Here is a 19,960-nt window from a genome sequence, read left to right as displayed (position 1 = left end):
TTTCCATTCGATAAACCCGAACCACGAGACGAATCGGGTGATGCGAACGACGACTACCCGACCAGCCGTTCGCGCATCCAGACGAGCGGTCGGAACGGCGTGAAGACGTAGTCGTCGTGGGGGTCCCAGCTCATGAACGCCAGGCTGTTCGAGACGACCGACAGGCTCGAGGCGGCCATCGCCAGCCCGGCCACCGCCGGGTTGAGGAGACCGATCGAAGCGATGGGGATCAGCGTCGCGTTGTAGACGAACGCCCAGAAGAGGTTCTGGCGAACCTTCGAGATGGTCGCGTCCGCGACGCGCATCGCCTTCAGCACGTCGGCCGGATCGTCGCGCATCAGCGTGACGTCGGCGCTTTCGATGGCGACGTCCGTGCCGGAGCCGATCGCGACGCCGACGTGGGCGGACGTCAGCGCGGGGGCGTCGTTGACCCCGTCGCCGACCATGATCGCACGGCTGCCGTCGGCCTGGATCGACTCGATCTCGTCGGCTTTGTCCTCGGGCAGGACCTCGGCGTGGACGTTCGCCGGATCGATACCCAGTCGCTCACCGACCGCGCGGCCGGTCCGCTCGTTGTCGCCGGTGAGCACCATCACCTCGTAGCCGCGCGCTTGCAGCTGGGAAACCGTCTCTTTGGCGCTCTCGCGAACCGTGTCCGCGTTCGCGACCACGCCGAGGAGCTCTCCCTCCAGCGCGACCGCCATCGCGGTTTTCCCCTCACGCTCGAGTTGCGCCATCGTCGCCTCGATGGGGGCGGGGTCCACGCCGTGATCCCGCATGAGCTTGCGGTTGCCGACGAGAACCTCGCCTGCCGAGAGCGTCGCCCGGATGCCGTGACCGGGGACGTTCTCGAACGCGGTCGGCTCCTCCACGCCGACGCCGCGTTCCGCGGCACCGTCGACGATGGCCCGCGCGAGCGGATGTTCGGAGCCCGACTCGGCGCTGGCCGCGACCGAGAGCAGGAACTCCTCGTCGAGCGCCGGCTCGTCGTCCACCTCGAGAACGCCGCCGTCGGGTTCGGGAACGGTGTCCTCGGACGCAGGAGCGCCACCGTCGGATTCCCGATCCGACGTGGACCCCCTCGCTTCGCTCGGCTCACCGCCGTCGGTCTCGAGCGTCTCGCCGACCGTGACGACGTCGGTCAGTCGCATGTCGCCGTGGGTCAACGTCCCGGTCTTGTCGAAGACGACGACGTCGATGCCGCGGGCCTTCTCGAGGATATCCCCACCCTTGTAGAGGACGCCGTTTTTCGCGCTGATCGTCGAGCCGACCATCGTCGCCATCGGCGTCGCGAGCCCGAGCGCGCAGGGACAGGCGATCAGGATGGCCGAGGCGAGTACGACGATCGAGAACTCGAACACCGGCACGCCGCCGAGTTCGGGACCGATCGGACCGCCGCCGACGGGCTCGACCAGCGGAATCCACGCGCCGAGCGCCGACGAGATCGGATACAGCGCGTCGGGGAAGAAAAACCACGCGACAGCCCAGAACACTGCGTTGACGATCACCGCGGGAACGAAGTAGGCGCTGAGCCTGTCGACCAGCCGCTGGACGTCCGGTTGGCGGGCCTGGGCCTCCTTGACCCGGTCGACGATCTGCTGGATCGCCGTCTCCTCGCCGACGTTAGTTGCCTCGACGAACAGGACGCCGTTCTCGTTGATCGTCGAGCCGACGACCTGGTCGCCCTCGCGCTTTTCGACCGGAACCGACTCGCCCGTCACCATCGACTCGTCGACCGCGCTCTCGCCGTCGACGACGACGCCGTCGGTCGGAATCTGCTCACCCGGTCGAACCTTCATCAGGTCGCCGGGTTCGACGTCCTCGAGCGGGACGACGACCTCCTCGTCGTCGCGCACGAGCGTGGCCTCCTCGGCCTGCATCTCGAGCAACTCCCGAAGCGCGGCGCTGGCACGAGCTTTCGAGCGGGCCTCGAGCCAGACCCCGAGGTAGATGAACCAGAGGATGAACGCGACGGCCTCGAAGTAGAGTCCGCCCGTGACGACGCCGACCAACACGGCCGTACTGTAGAGGTAGCCCGCGCCGGTGCCGACGGAGACGAGCGTATCCATGTTCGCCTGGCGGTTGTTGACCAGCGACTTGTACGCGCCGACGAGGAAGTGCTTGCCGAGCGTCGCCATCAGCGCGGTCGCGAGGACGAACTCGTACCAGCCGGTGTGGATTCCGAGGAGCGTCTCCGGCAGGAGGTCGACGACGAACATGTCGATCATCACCAGAACGAACGGGGCGGTGAGCGCGGCACCGATCAGCGTCCACTTCCGTTTCGTCCGGAGTTCGCGCTCGACGGCGCGTTCGCGCGACTCGGTCAACGCCTCACCGTCTTCGTCGACCCGACGGTCGGGCTCGTAACCGGCGTTCTCGATCGCGTCGTAGAGGTCGGTCAGCGACGCGTCGTCGGGGTTGTACGAGACGGTCCCCTCCCCGGTCGCGTAGTTAACCGACGCCGAGAGGACGCCCGGAACGCTCTCGAGTGCGTTCTCGATCGTTTCGGCGCAGGTCGAACACGACATCCCCGCGATCTCGATCGCTGTTTTCGATCGCTCCGGCTCGTAGCCGGCGTCCTCGACGGTCGCGTAGATCTCGGCCAGCGAAACGACCGCCGGATCGTACTCGACCGTTCCCTCGTCGGTGGCGACGTTGACGTCGATTGATTCGACCCCCTCGAGGTCGCCAACGGCGTCTTCGACCGTCGCGGAGCACGTCGCACAGGACAGTCCCGCGATCGACAGCGTGGATTTCATAACGTGGTCACCTCGTTCGTACGAAGGGGATACAACTTCAAGCGGATTTCCGTTTCGATACCAAAGTCGAATCGGAACCTATCCTTGGTATCTGAACCGAAACTGAACAGATACTTTCGGGATAGGGTGTCGGACACTGCGAGCGGACGTCGTCGACTGGACCGTCCTCGCCCGGATCGATCCCGGTCGACGGGTTACTCCTCGTCGAACTCGAGGGCGACGGAGTTGATGCAGTAGCGCTTGCCGGTCGGCTCCGGGCCGTCGTCGAAGACGTGTCCGAGGTGGCCGCCGCAGTTCCCACAGAGGACCTCGGTGCGGCGCATCCCGTGGCTGGTATCGAGCTGGGTTTCGATGCGATCGTCGTCCGTATCGTAGAAGCTCGGCCAGCCGCAGCCGGAGTCGAACTTCGTCTCCGCGTCGAACAGTTCGGCCCCGCAGCCGGCGCAGGCGTAGCTCCCGTCGGCCTTGTGGTCGACGTACTCGCCGCTGAACGGCGACTCGGTGCCGGCTTCACGAAGGATTCGATACTCCTCGTCGCTGAGTCGCGATCGCCACTCCTCGTCGGTCGCGGGCAGGTCGTCCTGGCCGGTCTCCTCTGACATATCCGTTCGTACGCGCGAGACGACCAAGAGTCTGTCCACCGGATCGACGAGTCACGGTCGATACGTCGTTTGTGCCCGCGGACGGCGGCTACCGTTTCGTGATGACGTCCGTGCTCTCACACGTCGGACACTGCGTCATCCGACCCAGCTTGGGAACGTCGATCCGGATCCACTCGTCGTCGCCGCCCGGTGCTTCGAACCCGCAGTTTCGACACCGCGATCGGTCGGTGGTCGCCGCGTGACTGGGCATGAGAGATAGTATGCCACACACTCGCATATAAGTTCGTACGGTCTCCGCGGCGGACGTGTCTCGAGTACCGATAGTCGCGTCGATCGACGGAACGAACCGGCCGGACGCGGCGGTGGATCGGAGGAAAATCAGCCCGAGTGAGGAGACGACGGTTCGGTTCGGTGCGACTCGGTCTCGAGGGAGTCACCCGACGGACGGTCACCCTCGTCCGCCGAGTCGTCTTCGAAGCGCAACGCCGAGTCGGTCCGTCGTCCGTCCCCGAGCGCATCCAGCCGGTCGAAGACGTCGACGGTTCGCTCGCCGTCGAGACAGGGTGCGACGTGAACGACTTCACCGCCGTCGTACTCCGCGAGCGCGATCGTCGGGAGCCGGTGGACGTCCTTGCACTCGCCCGTTATCGTCGATTCGGCGCGTCGACGCCGGAAGAACGGCTCCAGTCGGCGACCGGATTCCGCGGCCCACTCCTCGAACGCTTCGAGACGGTCCAGAATCTCCGCGAGCTGCGGAACGCGTCGGGACCGGGCCGTACACTCGATCTCGGATCCCCAGATGCGGACGTCGACCCGTTCGATCGGGAGGGAAGATTCGAGACGCTCTAGTTGCTCGAGCGCCCGCTCGTGTGTTCGACCCGTCGTCGTCGGCGTGAACGACCGGATCCACAACTCGATCGCCTGTGGTGGTGACTGGCTGTTTTTCACATCTGATCTCCGTCGTGGGAGTCCACGACCGCGCACAAAAGTATTGCTCGAGCTGCCATCGGCGTACACAGTCCGCTCCAGGCGGAAGTTTCGGCCGCCGACAGGACGGACCGTACAGCCGCTCTTGAACGAAGACGAGTTCGGCGTCCCTCGGCTGGTGGACGTTCATCGAAAGCTGCGGGAAAGCCGTTCGATACGTGACCTATCTGATCGTCACCCACGTCTGTTAAGGTGGCTCTGTTCCTATCGACCGACGATGTCCAGACGGAGCGAACTCGTCAGCGCGGCCGTCGAGACGCTTCCGATCACCGTCGCGGTCATCAGCGACGAGGGCGAGATTCTGCTGACGAATCGATCCTGGCGCGAGTTCGGTCCCGACGACGACCCCGACGACCACGTCGGCGTCGACTACATCGCCGCGGCGACGACCGACGACGACGAGCACGCCCGACGCGCCGTCGACGGACTCGAACGCGTCATCGCGGGCGAACGGGAGACGTTCGCCATGGAGTATCCCTGTCACTCGCCCCAAGAGAAACGGTGGTTTCTCATGCGAGCGAACCGGTTCACCGTCGACGGCGAGGTTCGAGCGTCCGTGATCCACCTCGACATCACGGATCGGAAGCTGGCGGAACTGGCCGCCGAGGAGTCGGCCGAACAGCTGCGGGCCGAGCGTCGAACGCTCGAGCGCGTTCTCGAGCGCGTCGACGGACTGGTTCGGGACGTCACCGACGCCGTCGGCGCGGGAACCCGCGACGAGATCGAGCGTCGCGTCTGCGGACACCTCGTCGACGTCGAACCCTACGAGTTCGCCTGGATCGGCCGGGTCGACGTCACCGGCGGTCGGATCGCGCCGAGCGAGTGGGGCGGGCGGATCGACGCGACCGTCGAAGACGACCTCCTTCTCGCGCCGGACGGCTCACATCCCGCCGTCCGCGCACTCGAGACGAGCGAGCCACAGATCGTTCAGGGCCTCGAGCGAACCGCTTCGGGCGGGGACCGCGACTGGTCGACGTGCGTCGGTGCCGACGAAGCGGTTCGATCGATGGCGGCGCTTCCCCTGATCCACGGGGAAGTAACCCACGGGGTCGTCGTCGTGTTCGCGACCGAGCCCGACGCGTTCGAAGATCGGGAGGTGCTCGTCCTCGAGTCGCTCGCGGGAACGATCGGAACGGCCGTGAATGCGATCGAGACCCGGCGCATGCTGACGAGCGAAGCCGTCGTCGAACTCGAGGTCGCGATCGAAGATCCGTCGTTGATCGTCACCACGCTAGCACGTGAACTCGAGGCGACGGTCAGCTATCGTGGCCAGACCTACGACGGCGACGGCACCCCGCTTCTGTACCTGTACGTCGGTCGGACTGACGGCGTCGCAGACGCTGCGGCCCGCGTCGACGGCGTCACGGCCGTCACCGTTCTGTCCGAGCGGGAAGACGGGACGCTCCTCGAACTCACGCTGACCGACGGACTCGTTACGAGACTCGCCGACCACGGAGCGGTGATCCGTCGTCTCGACACGGACGAGAACGTCGTCGATCTCACACTCGAGATGCCGAACAGCCAGTCTGCACGGTCGGCGTTCAACCTCCTCGACGACCGGCTGAACCGGGTCGAACTGATCAGCTATCAGGAGATCGAACGGCCCTCTCGAACGCCACGAGACCTCGCCGCGCGCCTCGAGTCGACGCTGACCGACAGACAACTGCTCGCGTTACGGAAGGCCTACGTCTCCGATTACTTCGAGTGGCCGCGCGCCGTCTCCGGCGAGGAACTGGCCGAGTCGATGGGGATCACCCGATCGACGTTCCACCAGCACCTCCGTTCCGCACAGGCGAAACTCCTCGACGAACTGTTCGACGGAGATCGCGTCGTCGGACGCCAGACGGAGTGACTGCCGTCGATCTGCGAGCGGTCCGACGGGAGCGAACGACGACGTTCGTTCGACGCCAACGGCGTGTCGCGGCCGTCCCCGCCGGCGGTTTCAGACCCTACTAGTGAGGCCTAGCTATTTTATAGGCAACTGTTGTACGGGTTACATCTGAGCGACGCAACGCGACTCGGAAAAACGGAACGCGACTCAGCGGAACACAGAATGCAACGGGAACACATCGACGCCGGTAAGACGATACAGAAGCGCACCGGAAAAACGTTCTACCTCGCGACGCGGTTCCTCCCGAAACGAGTCCGCCACGCCACGCACGTCCTCTATGCGTTTTTCCGAATCGCGGACGAGGTAGTCGACGACGCCGACGGCGTCCCACCACGACAACAACGCGCGGAACTCGAGTCGCTTCGCGCACAGGCCCTCGGCGAGGTCGAACCGGACGACGTCGTCCTGGACGCGTTTCAGGAGCTGCGCGATCGCTACGAGATCGGCGACGAGGAGGTGACGAAGTTTCTCGACGCGATGGCCGCCGACATCACCACGGACCGGTACGAGACGTACGCGGACCTCGAGTCGTACATGCGCGGCTCGGCGGCGGCCGTCGGCGTGATGATGACGGCGATCATGGAGCCGGAGATGGAGGAGACGGCCATCCCGCACGCGATCTCGCTCGGCGAGGCGTTTCAGCTGACGAACTTCCTGCGGGACGTCCGTGAGGACGTCGTCGAACGCGACAGGATCTACCTCCCTCAGGAGACGCTTCGGTCACACGGCGTCTCGAACGCCGAGATCGAAAACCTCGAGTACTCGGACGCGTTCGCCGCGGCGATGGCCGACGAACTGGCGCGTGCGGAACGGCTCTACCGTCACGGCGTCGCGGGCATTCGGTACCTCCCCGCGGACTGTCAGCTACCCGTGTTGCTCGCTGCCGTCCTCTATGCGGAACACCACGCGCTCATCCGCGCGCGAGAGTACGACGTGCTCTCCGGCGAGCCGTCGCTGTCGACCACCAGAAAGCTGCGGTGTCTCGCGAGGACGCGCTGGCACTGGCACTGGAAACGCGACCCCGAAGCGGTGTTCGAACGGGTATCGGCCGTTCCCGCCGCCGAACCCGACGCCGAGAGCCGGGGATCGGAGCACGGAAGTTGGATTCCGACGCGCTGACGGTCGTCGTCGCTTCGGGCTCTCGACGGCGGTTCTCGCGGACGCAAACTCACTCGGGCTGTTGTCCGTCGGTTCCGGGACAATCGCGTCCCGGTCGCGGTTACGCCACGACACAGAGACGGCAGTCCGTGTCAATCGCCGGCCGGCTGCTCGACGATCGCGAGCCAGAACTCCTCGACCTGCTGGACGAACTCGAGAAACTCGTCGGGTTCGACCGGCTTCCGGAGGTAGTGATCCGCCTCGAGACCGTGTGACTTGACGATTTCCTCCCCGGCCTCCGAACTCGTGAGGACGATGACGGTGATCTCGTTCAACGCCGGTTCGCCCTCGAGTTTCGAGAGGAGTTCGACGCCGTCGATTCCCGGGAGCTTCGGCTCGAGGACGATGAGATCCGGGCACGACCGATCCGCGTACTCGTCGCGCTGATGGAGGAAATCCAGCGCCGTTTCGCCGTCGACGACGGTGTGGACGGCGTTCGTGAGCTTCGCGTCCGCGAACTTTTCGGTGAAAAGCCGCGTATCACCGGGGTTCGGTTCGATCAGCAAGATGTCGATCGGATCGACCGTCGCGTCCGATCGCTCCCCCTCTGTGGTCATTACACCGCAATTACCCCGAGCGGTAATAACGATCCGGGTCCGCGGCCGATCGTGATAGTGAGTCGACAGTGCGTCCGAACCGGGCTTTCGGTCGGCCGGGACGACGGTCGGCGTTCGTCGGGCCGCCGAACGTTACCGCCGTCCCTGCCAGAAGAGTATCGCCGCCGCGGCGAACAGGCTGACGGTCAATCCCACGAACGCGACCGTGTAATCGAACCGGTCGGCAGTGACGCCGACGAACGCCGGCCCGAGGCTTCCAACGCCGAGAAACACCGTTCTCGCCGCGCCGAGATCACCGCCCATGTTGCCGTCCGGCGCGGCGTCCATGAGCAACGCGTCGATGACGGGAAACTGCGTCTTGTAGCCCACTGAAAAGAGAACGATCCCGACGAGGATGCCAGCGACCGAGTTCGAGAGCATCAACACGGCGAGCGCAGCCGCACCGACGAGCATTCCGACGGTGGCGACTCGCTGGCGCGGAAACCGATCGCTCACGCCGCCGGCGACGGGTTTGATACCGACCCCGAGGACGAACAAAAGCGCGTAGCTCGCGGTCGCGAGGGTCGGAGAGAAGCCTTTGACCTCGCGGAGGTACGCCGGCAGGAAGCTGAGAACGCCGTTGATCATAAAGTAAAAGAGCGCGAACGCGAGCAGCGCCCACCGCTGGGACGGCGTTGCCAACAGTCGATACAGCGTCTCTATTACGCCGAGGCGGGCGGGACGAACGACGTACGATTCGGCGTTCCAGACGACGAACAGGATCGCCAGCCCGGCCAGCGCCGCTGCAAGCGGGAAAAACGGCGTTCGCCAGGTCGCGACGGCGAGCACCAGGACCGCCGCGGCCGAGGCGAGCCCGCCGCCGACGTCGGCACCCGCCCCTAGCACGCCGAGTGCGCGACCGCGGTGGCGAACGAACAGGTCCGACAGCAGCGCCCTCGAGGGAATCGCGTACATTCCCATGCCGACGCCGAACACGCCGGCGCCGACGACGATCAACGCGTAGGACGTCGCACCGCCGATGAGGACGCTTCCGACCACCAGTACGACCAGCGCCGGCACGAGCAGCGTCGCCCGGCTCAAACTATCAGAGAGCCGCCCGCTCGGATACTGGGTTACCGCGTACGCCGTGTTGAAGACGGTCAGTACGATTCCAGCCTGCGTGAGCGAGAGCGAGAGGTCGGCCTGCATCTCGGGAAGCAACGGCGGAAGAACGAAACGACCGGTCTGGGTCGCCGCCCAGCCGAGCGCGACGACCAGCAGAATCCGTCCGCTGTACCCCCCGATGAACCGTTCCGAATCGTCCGACGTTTCCGCGTTGGCCACGTCTGAGCGTAGCCGAACGGCCACTTGGTCCTGTCGTTGCCGGCAGTCGAAAACGTCAGAGCCGTGCCGTGTTACTCGAGTCGCATCACCGGCGGCGGTCGTTCACCGCGTGGACCAACAGCTCGAACCGCGTCTCCGGGACTCGATCGAGAAACGACGGATCGTCGAGCGACCAGCGCAACGCCCGCTCGGAGACGCGGGCGACGGCGTCGTCGGAGTCGTGGTACGCCCGCCAGACGCGCTCGCGGCTCTCGCACTCGAGGTAGTTGACGCAGTACCAGTCGCCGTCGATCTCCTCGAGAAACGCGGTTTCGGTGTGAACGCCCTCCGCGTCGACGACCGGTTCGGTCCACTCGTCGAAGGCGCGTTCGATCCGACCGCCCTCGAAAAACGCGACCAGGCGCTGGAACCACCGAATCACCGTCGTCGGAAGGCCGGATCGCATCCGGGGTCGGAACACCACGACGTCCGGCGGCTCACCGTCGTCGTCCGTCGAACCCAGGACGAACGGAACGCCGTCGAGGCTGCGGGCCACGGAGCCGGGACGTTCCGGATGGCGTGCGAAGACGACCGGTTCGATCACCGACGCGCCGTCGAGTTCCAGATGCTCCGCGAGCGCGCGAAACAGCGCCACACCTTCGACGAGCGAGACGGGGTCGTCGTCCGGACACACGCCCTCGACGTGCCACACCAGAAACGAGCCTCCGGCGAACGACTCGAGGAAGACGGAGACGGTGTACGGCTCACGACGATCGTCGCCGACGCCGATTCCCACGAGCCGCTCCGGCCGGGAGTGGTTCCGGATCGTCCTCGAGAGGTCGGTGCGGAGGTCGGCGACCCGACCGTCCGAAACCGGATAGCGACAGTAGACGACGTCGGCAGCGTTCTGCAACGGGGCCCGGACGGTCGGTTCGTCGAGTCGGCTCATAACCGGTATTTGGCGTGGCGAAGACGAATCGATTGGCCCGATACGCTTCGCCGCTTTATGCCCGCGGTGACGAGACGGCCAGCCGACCGCGATCGAACGGATACGACTTCGGCCGGCCGCTCGAGGCCCACCGCGAACGAAATCGGAGTCAGCACGATCGTTCGGCGCTCGAGCAGCGACCGACGGGCTACACGAGTTGCGACTCGACGTCGAGCGTCTGTCCGACCAGCCGCGACTCCGCACGACGGAGCAGTTCCGACGCGGTCGAAACCGCACAGTCGAGTTCCGCCGCGACGGTCTCGATCCCGTTGCGCCGCGGTACCTCGTAGTAGCCGACGTCCCAGGCGACGGTGAGCGCCTGACTCTGGCGACTCGAGAGGCGAGTCGGCGCAGACACCGTACCGTCACGAATGGAGCGGACGTCGAGCGAGACGCCGTCGGGGGTCTCCTCCAGGACGAGGCGAAGGTCGTCGGGATGGCCCACGAGCGTCATCCGAATCGTCCGATCCGACCGCACCTCGATCGGCGGCACGACGACGACCGTCCGCTGGGAGAGCGACTCGAGCAACGACGCGCCCTGGGCACCGAGTTTCCGTCGAAGGTAGACGAAAAACCCGTCGCTCGAGGGCGTAACGTCGTACTCGAGTACGTCGTCGCAGTCGTCGACCAGCGGCTCGTACGCGTCCGGCGTCCCGTAGACGAACGACGTGATCGTTTCGACGCCGTCGACCACCTGTCCGCCCAGAATAACCTCCCTGTCGAGTTCCGGCGACTCGAAAAAGCCCTCGAGTATCGGCGGCGCGTCGCGTTCGCCGTACTCGAGTGCGATTCGCATCGACTTCATGGCTCACTCGAGACGCTCAAGCGTTGTAAATCCCGATACGCCCCGCCACGTCCGTTGGCGAGCCCGATCCGGCTCTACCGACGCTGCGAGTGCGGACGACACCGCGACGACGAGAACCAGCCCCGGACACGTTCGATTCGCGCTCTTTCGTCCCACACAGGTAAGTGGGACCGGAACAGAAACGGACAGACGATGAAGAGAAAAGCGGTCGCTGCACTGGCTATCGCGCTTTTATTGCTCGTCCTGTTCACCGTCGTGGTCGGGTGGGAGGGGGTGCTCGCGGCGATCGGCCGAGCCAGCATCCGGACCTACGCGCTGGCGTTTGCTGCGGCGGCCGGCTGTCTTCTCTGTCGAAGCCTGGTGTGGCACCGAATGCTGTCCACTGTCGATCGGCCGCGACCCTACTGGCTCGTCGGCAGCCTGTTCCTGACGGCGATGTTCGCCAAGTACGTTGCGCCCTACGGGCAGGTAACATCCGGCGTCGGTATCGCCGCGATCGTCAGCAGATACTACGATTCGGCGTACGAGGAGGCACTCGCCGCGGTCGCGAGCGCTGATTTCCTCAATTACGTCCCGTACTACACGTTCGGTTCGATCGCGCTTGGCTACGTGCTCTTCGTTTACTCCCCTCCGATCGCTCTCGAACAGTACGCTCCGATGGTCGCCGCGCTCGTCGTGGGCGTCGTCGCATTCGTCGGGGTCGTGTGGCTGCGTCGAGACCTGGCTTACGAAGCGATCCTCTCCCTCTCGAGCGGGCTTCGGCACGTTCTCGAGCGCGTCGCACCGGGACGGGCCGGTCAGCTTCGCCGCGAAAACGTCGCCCGTCGGTTCGAGGGGTTCTACACCACTCTCGATCTCGTCTCCCGTGACCGACGCGCGTTGGCGAGCGCGCTCGCGTACGCTCACGCAGGGTGGCTCGCCTTCGCGGCCGTACTCTACGTCTCGGCCGCGGCAGTCGAGGCACCGATCCCCTTCGGCGTCGCGATGGCGGCCGTCGCGCTCAGCAAGATCGGATTCGTGGTCCCCACCCCCGGCGGGCTGGGTGGCGTCGAGGCCGCCCTCGCCGGCGTTCTGGTACTACTGACGCCGATGAGTAGCGCCGTCGCGCTCGCCGTTGCCCTCCTGTACCGCTTTGCGACATACTGGTTCACGATACTCGTCGGCGGCGTCGCCTCCATCGCGCTGACGCTCAAAGATCCGCTCCCTCCCGAAGCGGGCTGACCGTTCCCCTGGAGAACGGACGTCCGCTCGCGCCGTTCGGTACGGGCCGGATCGGCCCGGGGTTCGACGGGCGAACGGACAGCAGTCCGCCAGTTTCAGTGGAACCGCGGACCGTTCACAGGTACCCCAGTACACAAGGAGAACCGATCGTATCGCGCCAGGCCGTCTCAATCGCTCCGTGATACCCCGTCGACGTCGATCGTCCGATCGCTGAAGGGAAGCCGTGACTGCAGCCGTCTGACGATCGGTCGATCCTCGACGGCGAGCGCGAGCCGCGGGAGAGCCAACACCGTGGCCGTGAGAACGGCGTATCCGACGACCTCGACGAGGGGAACCACGAGACTGGACGTTCCGTCGGGTCGCTCGAGACCGAGCCAGATAGTCGCGTAGCGGAGCACCGCGATACCGGTGACGGCAATCGCACCCAGGACGAGGACCGCGGCACCGCTTTGCGTAACCGATCGTCCGTCGACGTAGTACCAGCCGATCAGCCCGCCGATCGAGGCACCGATCGTCAGCGCCAGGAACACGCGGGAGCCAAGCAGTGCCGCCAGAAGCGCGGCGGCGGCGGCGAGCGCGAACATCGGGCCGGGCTCGAACAGTCCTTCTTCACGCGTCCACACGCCGATTCCGACCAGAGCCAGACCGAGGACGATCCCGACCAGGACGTCTCCGAGGTAGTGAACGCCCATCACGACCCGCGAGAGGGCGACGATCGCGATCACGCTGCCGGCCAGTAGATACCGTCGACGGCGCGTTCCCCACTCCATTGTCACCGCCAGCGCGCCGTAAAACGCCGCACTCCCCATCGCGTGGGCACTCGGGAACGAGTAGCCGGGATATCCCGCCGGCGCGAACGCAAGCTCCGGACGAGGGAGCTGTACGACGCCTTTCACCCCGGCGGAAAGCGCCAGCGCTGCGACTCCGACGGCGATCACGAACACTCGATCTCGCTGACTCTCGAGCGCGCCGAACCAGTAGACGAGCACGCCCAGAACGAGCAACAGCGCGCCGTCACCGAGGTGAGTGAGAAGTGCAAACGCCGGGGCGAGCGGCCCGACGAGCTCGCGAACGAATTCGTTGATCGACGCGTCCCAGAGAACTCCGAATGGATTCACAGTATTTGCACAGAGGAACGAAAAGGGAAAAACGTTGGTGGAGTTCCCGACAGCATCGGCACTTCCGAGAGTCGCTGATCGATCGACGCCCGCCTCGCACCCAAAAGCGCAGCACTCCTCGCGTTAGATGCCTCGGTCGCCGTACGTTCGTCCACGCGAGTTGACTACCGTCGTTTCCGCTCACGACGTTGTTCGGGGAGAGATGCCGCCTCCCGGATCGAACTCTGCTGCTCACGGACGACTCGCTACGCTCGTCGTCAGTGTTCGCAGCAGAAGTGCCGCCTCCCGGATTTGAACCGAAAGAAGACGATCGTCTCGCTTCGCTCGACGCTGCGACTTCTAGGGTTCAGAATCCGTCCGGCGTCAGTTTCTGCACCCGATCGCTCCGCTCACGGGTTTGAAACATGCCGCCTCCCGGATTTGAACCGGGGACAGCTCGATCTTCAGTCGAGTGCTCTCCCAGTCTGAGCTAAGGCGGCGCACCTCTATCTCCGTCCATGGTATAAAAAAGGATTTCGAATCGAGGGCGGCCGACCGATCCACTCGTGAATGCAAGCGAAACTGAGTAGCCTCGCAGTAACGAGAGAAATCGAGTCGTGATCCGCTCTCTTACGGGCTGCCTGTTGGATTTTCGGATATTCAAGACACCCTTTTCCGCTTCGGAGGGTAATATCGTGTTATGAGCACCCTTACCTCGAGTCAGGAACGGCGTGAGCTCTCCGCGGATCTCATCCTCGAGTTACTGGCGAATCGTCGCCGCCGGTACCTGCTCTATGCGCTTCGAGGTCAGGATGGGCCGATCGAGCTCTCGAAGCTTGCAGAGCGAATCGCCGGCTGGGAACAGGACGTCTCTCCCGACGACGTCGCGAAAAACGAGTACAAGAGCGTCTACGTCTCGTCCGTCCAGTGTCACGTGCCGAAACTGGCCGACGCAGGCGTCGTCGACCACGACGAGGACAACCACACCGTCGTCCTCGGAGACAACTACGAACAGCTCGAGCCGTACCTCCGCGTCGTGATTCAGGACGAACCGGAGAACTCGCGACTTCACGCCGCGCTCGAATCCACCACCGACGACGGCTTTTTCAGTCAGATTCGGGAGAACGTCGCCCGACTCAAGCACTGACTACTCCCGGTAATGGAGTTTCGTCGCCGATAGTGTAGGAAGAGATTACGCGCCACGACTCGAGAGGGAGACCGCACGCGCACGTTCGCATCAACGAACCGCCGCTCCGGATTCGCGGTGGCCTAGACCCGACGTCAGCGCCGTTCGTCGACCGTTACGACAGCTATCGCTCGGCGTCTCGAGCGTCCGATCGGAGCGACCGCCGGTGGCGCGACCTCGAAAGCGAGGTGCTGTCGGTGGCGTGACCTCGAATGGGCGACGTTCTCGTCCGTCGACGGCGGAGACTCGAGCCGAGAGCTGCCCCGGGGAGGTTCGAACGACGCCGAGACGTGCTCGCTTCGCTGTGCGCCCTTCGTCTATTCGAACCTGCCCTCGATCCCATCCCGTAGCTCGCGGGTTGCTCGCCGAAGGAAGTGGGCTCGGGCGGGTTCGAACCGAAATCAGACGTGCTCGCTTCGCTGCGCGCGACTGATGGGGTTCGAACCCGCCGCTCGCATACATTTCTCTGGCTCGCGGTATTGCTCGCCACAGAAATGGGCTCGGGCGGGTTCGAACCACCGACCTCGGCCTTGTAAAGGCCGCGTCATAACCAGCTAGACCACGAGCCCGCATTCGAACGGAACCGCCCCGTCCGAATAACCTTTACTTTCTCGCGTGGCACAGCGGGTATGGCTCGAGAGCGCGCTCTGCAGGTGTTTCTCGTTATTCTCGCGCTTTCGTTGCTCGGATTCGCTCTCGTGCAGATCGGCGTCGTCTCCGCGCCCTGGGTGCAGGATCGAGCGGTGGTGTACGTCCTGGACGACGACGGAGACCCGAAAGCCACCGTCGAGGTCGAGGTGGCCGATACGTGGGAACAACGGTACACGGGGCTGAGCGAGCACGAATCGCTCGAGGAAGGCCACGGGATGCTGTTCGTTCACGCGAGCGAACGCGATCGGACGTACGTGATGCGGGAGATGGACTTCGACATCGACATCGTCTTCGTCGGGGCCGACCGCGAGATCACGGCTGTCGAACACGCTCGCGCACCGGAGCCGGGAGAAGACGGCGAGGAGCTTCGCTACACCGGGCGGGCGAAGTGGGTTCTCGAGGTGCCGCGAGGGTACGCGAACGAGACCGGTATCGCGGTCGGTGACGAGGTGGAAATCGACAGACCGTAGGTTCGGCGACGTGTTTCGGTTCGTAGCAAACCCTTATTGGTAGCCGTCCCGGAAGCGGACGTGATGGACGGAGTCGACTGGGAGAAAGACGATCCCTTCGAGGAGCAACGCGAGCAGGTCGAGAGTCCGATGCGGAGGTTGCTCTTCGAGTACGGCCGTCCCTACTGGTTTTCGGTGAGCGTCGGGCTGGTCTCGAGCGTCCTCGCCCGTGCCCTCGATCTGTTGCCGGCGCTGTTGCTCGCGGTGGCGATCGACGCGATCTTCGGCGATGCCGCATTCGCCGAGCAGGTGCCGCTGGTCGTGCTCCCCGAGGCGTGGCTGCCGGCGACCGAAGACGGCCAGTTCCTGGTCGTCGCAGTTGCCATCGCGGGGTCGTTCGCGTTCGGCGCGATCTTTCACTGGCTCCGAAACTGGGGGTTCAACGCCTTCTCACAGGACGTCCAACACGACGTCCGAACGGCGACGTACGACAAGATGCAGCGCCTCGACATGGAGTTCTTCTCGAACAAACAGACCGGCGAGATGATGTCGGTGCTCTCGAACGACGTCAACCAGCTCGAGCGCTTTCTGAACGAGGGAATGAACTCCGCGACCCGGCTGGTCGTGATGGTCGTCGGCATCACCCTCTTGCTGTTCTGGCTCAACCCCCAGCTCGCGCTCGTGTCGCTGGCACCCGTTCCGTTGATCGCGGTGTTTACGTACCTCTTCGTCAAGAAGATCCAGCCCAAGTACGCGGCCGTCCGATCGTCCGTCGGGAAGGTCAACTCGCGGCTCGAGAACAACCTCGGCGGGATCGGCGTGATCAAGTCCTCGAACACCGAGGAGTTCGAATCGGGTCGCGTCGAGGACGTCTCTCGGAAGTACTACGAGACGAACTGGGGGGCGATCCGATTGCGGATCAGGTTCTTTCCAGGTCTCCAGTTGATCTCCGGCGTCGGCTTCGTGCTCACGTTCGTCGTCGGCGGCTACTGGGTCTTCACGGGGAGCGGCCCGGGTCCGTTCACGGGGACGCTCCAGACCGGCACGTTCGTCGCGTTCATCCTCTACACCCAGCAGCTGGTCTGGCCGATGGCGCAGTTCGGGCAGGTGATCAACATGTACCAGCGCGCGGAGGCCTCGAGCGAGCGCATCTTCGGTCTGATGGACGAACAGGGCCGGATCGAGCGAGACGGAGATGCCGACGACCTCGAGATCAGGGAGGGACGCGTCGAGTACGAGAACGTAAGTTTCAGCTACGGCGACCATTCCGGCGGTGAGATTCGATCGGACGAGAGCGAACCGGCGGACCGCGAACTGATCATCGACGACGTTTCGTTCACGGTCGACGGCGGGGAGACCGTCGCGCTCGTGGGGCCGACGGGAGCCGGAAAGTCGACGGTTCTCAAACTCTTGCTCCGGCTGTACGACGTCGACGAGGGGGTGATCCGGGTCGACGGCCGCGACGTCCGGGACGTCTCGCTGTCGAGTCTCCGGCAATCGATGGGTTACGTCGGCCAGCAGTCGTTTCTCTTCTACGGAACCGTCGAGGAGAACATCACGTACGGAACGTTCGACGCGAGCCGCGAGGAGATTATCGAGGCGGCGAAAGCAGCCGAAGCCCACGAGTTCATCCAGAATCTCCCCGACGGCTACGACACGATGGTCGGCGAACGCGGCGTAAAGCTCTCGGGCGGCCAGCGCCAGCGCGTCGCCATCGCCCGTGCCGTGCTCAAAGATCCCGACATTCTCGTCCTCGACGAGGCCACGAGCGACGTCGACACGGAGACCGAGATGCTCATCCAGCGCTCGATCGACGACCTCACGGAGGATCGAACCACGTTCGCCATCGCCCACCGCCTCTCGACGATCAAGGACGCCGATCAGATCCTCGTCCTCGAGGGAGGACGCGTCGTCGAACGCGGCACGCACGAGGAGTTGCTCGCGAACGGCGGGCTGTACTCCCACCTCTGGGGCGTCCAGGCTGGCGAGATCGACGAGCTACCGCAGGAGTTCATCGAGCGTGCACAGCGGCGACAGGCCCGAACGGAAGTGGACGTCGACGTCGACGACTGAGCCTCGAGTTTCAGAACGACTCCTGCTCGCGCTGTCCCTCCTGGTCCGGCGCGCCTTCGTCCTGTCTGTCTTCGCCCGCAGCGGGAGGCGTCCGGTCGCTGTAGTTTTTGCGTCCGATCGCCGCGTCGCCGACCATGTTCATGATCGCGGTTTCGACCTCCTCGAAGGAGCCGTACTCGTCCTCGTTCAACGGCTCGAGCAGTTCCGCGAGCGTCACCGTCTCCTCGCTGATCTCGAGTTGCTCGTCGCCGTGTTCGTCCAGTAACTCGTCCTGCCCGACCGGGTACTCACGGCTCTCGAGCGCCTCGCGGACGTCGCCCAGTTCGACACCGAGTTCGCGGTCGTCGCTCATAAACGGGGGTTGTTCGCGCGCCCGGAAACGGATTCACCCTGCGTACGCCGCTGGCGTTCATCGCGAGGATCGGTCGCCGCGCATCTTCCGTAACCGCCAGCGCAGCACCGTCGCGGGCGCGGCCGCGAGAACGCCGACGACTGCGCCAGAGACGACGATGCCGAGACGGCCGCCGAGCGCGCCGACGACGAGCCCGACCGCCGAGAGTCCGATCCATCCGCGACCGACGGTCGCCCCCGTCGACCCGACGGAGCGACGACCGACGAGCCACCCGCCGAGTCCGAAAGCGGCGAGCGCGACGTACTGGATCGAGCGGGGCGAGAAGCCGCTCGCGATCAGCGCGACGACCGCCAGTCCGAGCGCGAGCGCGAACGACGCCGTCGTCCGGTCGATCGAAACGCGCTCGAGAGTCGACAGCGCGCCGACGAGGTAGACGAGACCGACCGCGAACCCGACGATCACGTCCGCCGGGTAGTGGACGACGAGGACGAGCCGAGAGAGGCCTACCGCACCGGCGACGATCGCGGCGGTCGCGAGTCGAACTCGAGGCGTTCCGACTCGGAGCGCGACGGCGAGCAAGCCGTAGGTGACGGTGGCTCCGACGGCGTGACCGCTCGGGAAGGCGTATCCGTCGATGGTAACCGACGAGACGTAGAGCGGAACGAGTGCGGACGGAATCGCGTCCGGAACGGCGACGACGGCCACCGGTCGTGGCAGGGCAAACGCGTACTTCAACGCGGTTACGAACGCCAGTCCGCCGACGACGAGGCCCAGAACCCACGGCCCCTCCACGAACTCGGGTCGCGCCGTCGACCGAGGGCTCGATTCCTCGGAGTCGACCTCCGGCTCGATGCGGCCGTGAACGTTCGACCCACCGCGCCAGGCGAGGAGCCAGGACGCGCCGAGACCGACCGCGATCAGCACCCAGACGTCTCCCAGTCGCGTCACCACCGCGGCGAGGACGACCAGCCAGTCGGGAAGCGAGGCCTGGAGCGTCTCGAGAACCGCTTCGCCCCGGTCCATGCGCCAGCCGTCGGTCCGAACCCGGTTAACCACCGAATCGGCACGTGCAGGGTCCGGCGGCTCGACCGACCGACGGTTTCATGGCCGCGCGGTCGGAGTACTCGCGCATGAACCTCGCCGAGGCGACGTGGACGGACGTCCGGGAACTCGAGACGAATCTCGCGGTGGTTCCCGTTGGGAGCACGGAACAACACGGTCCGCACGCTCCGCTCGGAACGGACGTGCTGAACGCTCGGGCGGTCGCCGACGCCGGCATCGAGCGCACGGATCTCGAGGTCGTCCGAGCGCCGGCGATCCCCGTCGGCGTCGCCGAAGAACACCGGCAGTTCCCCGGAACGATGTGGGTTTCGCCCGAGACGTTTCGCAGCTACGTCCGGGAGTCCATCGAGAGCCTCGCACACCACGGCTTCGACCGCGTCGTCGTCGTCAACGGTCACGGCGGCAACGTCGACGCTCTGCGGGAGGTCGGCGCGCGCCTCACCCGGAGCGAGCGCGCGTTCGTCGTTCCGTTCACCTGGTTCGAAGCGGTCGGCGAGCACTCCGCCGAGATGGGCCACGGGGGCCCGCTCGAGACGGCGCTCCTCCGGCAGTGCCATCCCGACCTCGTCCGCGAGGACCGGATCGACGAGGCCAGCGAGGGCGCGGCCGATGGATGGGGAGAGTGGGTCAGCTACGCAAACCTGGCCTACGATTCGGCCGAGTTCACGGAAAACGGCGTCGTCGGCGATCCAACCGAGGGAACCGAACAGCGAGGCGAAGCGCTACTCGAACTGGCCGCGGAGTCGCTGGCTCGACTCGTCGAGGCGGTCGCAACTCGAGACGTCTCGCGACCCGAACGGCGGTAGCGACTCGAGTTCCG

General features: G+C 65.4%; 18 protein-coding genes and 2 tRNA genes. 7 read left to right on the top strand and 13 right to left on the bottom strand.

The features are described 5' to 3' along the window. Positions 1-53: 53 nt before the first annotated feature. From EA472_RS07515 to EA472_RS07505, 4 genes are all read right to left on the bottom strand, one after another. Positions 54-2,759: a heavy metal translocating P-type ATPase gene (locus EA472_RS07515; RefSeq protein WP_124190894.1), complete on the bottom strand. Its 2,706-nt coding sequence runs from the start codon at positions 2,757-2,759 to the stop codon at positions 54-56. A 194-nt stretch (positions 2,760-2,953) separates the two neighbouring features. After that, entirely contained in the window at positions 2,954-3,361 is a 408-nt protein-coding gene (msrB, locus tag EA472_RS07510) for a peptide-methionine (R)-S-oxide reductase MsrB (RefSeq protein WP_124190893.1), read from the bottom strand. An 88-nt stretch (positions 3,362-3,449) separates the two neighbouring features. Continuing rightward, positions 3,450-3,611, bottom strand: a complete 162-nt coding sequence (locus tag EA472_RS22405) for a hypothetical protein (RefSeq protein WP_165874844.1) — start codon at positions 3,609-3,611, stop codon at positions 3,450-3,452. 128 nt (positions 3,612-3,739) lie between these two features. Further along, positions 3,740-4,309 carry an HTH domain-containing protein gene (locus EA472_RS07505; RefSeq protein WP_124190892.1) on the bottom strand — a complete coding sequence of 190 codons (570 nt, stop codon included), beginning with the start codon at positions 4,307-4,309 and terminating at the stop codon, positions 3,740-3,742. A gap of 256 nt (positions 4,310-4,565) precedes the next feature. Here EA472_RS07505 and EA472_RS07500 point away from each other — a divergent pair, with 256 nt between their 5' ends. Both EA472_RS07500 and EA472_RS07495 read left to right on the top strand, forming a co-directional pair. Beyond that, the gene (locus EA472_RS07500) at positions 4,566-6,200 is read left to right on the top strand and encodes a bacterio-opsin activator domain-containing protein (protein ID WP_124190891.1); all 1,635 of its coding nucleotides are present in this window, start codon (positions 4,566-4,568) and stop codon (positions 6,198-6,200) included. Between the two features lie 201 nt (positions 6,201-6,401). Then, positions 6,402-7,358, top strand: a complete 957-nt coding sequence (locus tag EA472_RS07495) for a phytoene/squalene synthase family protein (RefSeq protein ID WP_124190890.1) — start codon at positions 6,402-6,404, stop codon at positions 7,356-7,358. A gap of 131 nt (positions 7,359-7,489) precedes the next feature. Here the strand turns inward: EA472_RS07495 and EA472_RS07490 are convergent, their stop codons facing one another. The 4 genes from EA472_RS07490 to EA472_RS07475 all read right to left on the bottom strand — a co-directional run bounded on the left by EA472_RS07490 (position 7,490) and on the right by EA472_RS07475 (position 11,049). Beyond that, positions 7,490-7,954 carry a response regulator gene (locus EA472_RS07490; RefSeq protein ID WP_124190889.1) on the bottom strand — a complete coding sequence of 155 codons (465 nt, stop codon included), beginning with the start codon at positions 7,952-7,954 and terminating at the stop codon, positions 7,490-7,492. A gap of 132 nt (positions 7,955-8,086) precedes the next feature. Continuing rightward, positions 8,087-9,217: an MFS transporter gene (locus EA472_RS07485; RefSeq protein WP_124191052.1), complete on the bottom strand. Its 1,131-nt coding sequence runs from the start codon at positions 9,215-9,217 to the stop codon at positions 8,087-8,089. A gap of 145 nt (positions 9,218-9,362) precedes the next feature. Beyond that, positions 9,363-10,205: a hypothetical protein gene (locus EA472_RS07480; protein WP_124190888.1), complete on the bottom strand. Its 843-nt coding sequence runs from the start codon at positions 10,203-10,205 to the stop codon at positions 9,363-9,365. Between the two features lie 187 nt (positions 10,206-10,392). Further along, positions 10,393-11,049 carry a helix-turn-helix domain-containing protein gene (locus EA472_RS07475; RefSeq protein WP_124190887.1) on the bottom strand — a complete coding sequence of 219 codons (657 nt, stop codon included), beginning with the start codon at positions 11,047-11,049 and terminating at the stop codon, positions 10,393-10,395. Between the two features lie 192 nt (positions 11,050-11,241). Here EA472_RS07475 and EA472_RS07470 point away from each other — a divergent pair, with 192 nt between their 5' ends. Continuing rightward, the gene (locus tag EA472_RS07470) at positions 11,242-12,270 is read left to right on the top strand and encodes a lysylphosphatidylglycerol synthase transmembrane domain-containing protein (protein WP_124190886.1); all 1,029 of its coding nucleotides are present in this window, start codon (positions 11,242-11,244) and stop codon (positions 12,268-12,270) included. 167 nt (positions 12,271-12,437) lie between these two features. Here EA472_RS07470 and EA472_RS07465 read toward each other — a convergent pair whose 3' ends face one another. Both EA472_RS07465 and EA472_RS07460 read right to left on the bottom strand, forming a co-directional pair. Further along, a complete protein-coding gene (locus EA472_RS07465) occupies positions 12,438-13,388 on the bottom strand; it encodes a phosphatase PAP2 family protein (RefSeq protein ID WP_207891136.1) in 951 nt (316 codons plus the stop codon). 405 nt (positions 13,389-13,793) lie between these two features. Next, positions 13,794-13,867, bottom strand: a tRNA-Phe gene (locus EA472_RS07460). Between the two features lie 200 nt (positions 13,868-14,067). Here EA472_RS07460 and EA472_RS07455 point away from each other — a divergent pair. Then, on the top strand, positions 14,068-14,514 hold the full coding sequence (locus EA472_RS07455) for a DUF7344 domain-containing protein (protein ID WP_124190885.1): 447 nt from the start codon (positions 14,068-14,070) through the stop codon (positions 14,512-14,514). Between the two features lie 534 nt (positions 14,515-15,048). Here EA472_RS07455 and EA472_RS07450 read toward each other — a convergent pair. Then, positions 15,049-15,122: transfer RNA gene (locus EA472_RS07450), tRNA-Val, on the bottom strand. Between the two features lie 60 nt (positions 15,123-15,182). Here EA472_RS07450 and EA472_RS07445 point away from each other — a divergent pair. Continuing rightward, the gene (locus tag EA472_RS07445; protein ID WP_124190884.1) at positions 15,183-15,674 is read left to right on the top strand and encodes a DUF192 domain-containing protein; all 492 of its coding nucleotides are present in this window, start codon (positions 15,183-15,185) and stop codon (positions 15,672-15,674) included. Positions 15,675-15,737: 63 nt separating this feature from the next. Beyond that, positions 15,738-17,726, top strand: coding sequence for an ABC transporter ATP-binding protein (locus EA472_RS07440; protein ID WP_124190883.1), 1,989 nt, complete (start codon positions 15,738-15,740; stop codon positions 17,724-17,726). A 10-nt stretch (positions 17,727-17,736) separates the two neighbouring features. Here the strand turns inward: EA472_RS07440 and EA472_RS07435 are convergent, their stop codons facing one another. Both EA472_RS07435 and EA472_RS07430 read right to left on the bottom strand, forming a co-directional pair. Beyond that, positions 17,737-18,078, bottom strand: a complete 342-nt coding sequence (locus tag EA472_RS07435) for a DUF5789 family protein (protein ID WP_124190882.1) — start codon at positions 18,076-18,078, stop codon at positions 17,737-17,739. Positions 18,079-18,135: 57 nt separating this feature from the next. Continuing rightward, complete coding sequence (locus tag EA472_RS07430) at positions 18,136-19,101, bottom strand: phosphatase PAP2 family protein (protein ID WP_124190881.1); 966 nt, start codon at positions 19,099-19,101, stop codon at positions 18,136-18,138. Between the two features lie 107 nt (positions 19,102-19,208). On the opposite strand from EA472_RS07430, the gene EA472_RS07425 reads away from it, so the two are divergent. Beyond that, positions 19,209-19,946 (top strand): creatininase family protein, encoded by a 738-nt coding sequence (locus EA472_RS07425; RefSeq protein WP_124190880.1) that lies wholly within the window; start codon positions 19,209-19,211, stop codon positions 19,944-19,946. Positions 19,947-19,960 lie beyond the last annotated feature (14 nt).

The organism is Natrarchaeobius oligotrophus (assembly GCF_003841465.1).
In the GTDB taxonomy this organism is placed as follows: domain Archaea; phylum Halobacteriota; class Halobacteria; order Halobacteriales; family Natrialbaceae; genus Natrarchaeobius; species Natrarchaeobius oligotrophus.
This window is presented reverse-complemented; position numbering and strand designations above follow the sequence as displayed.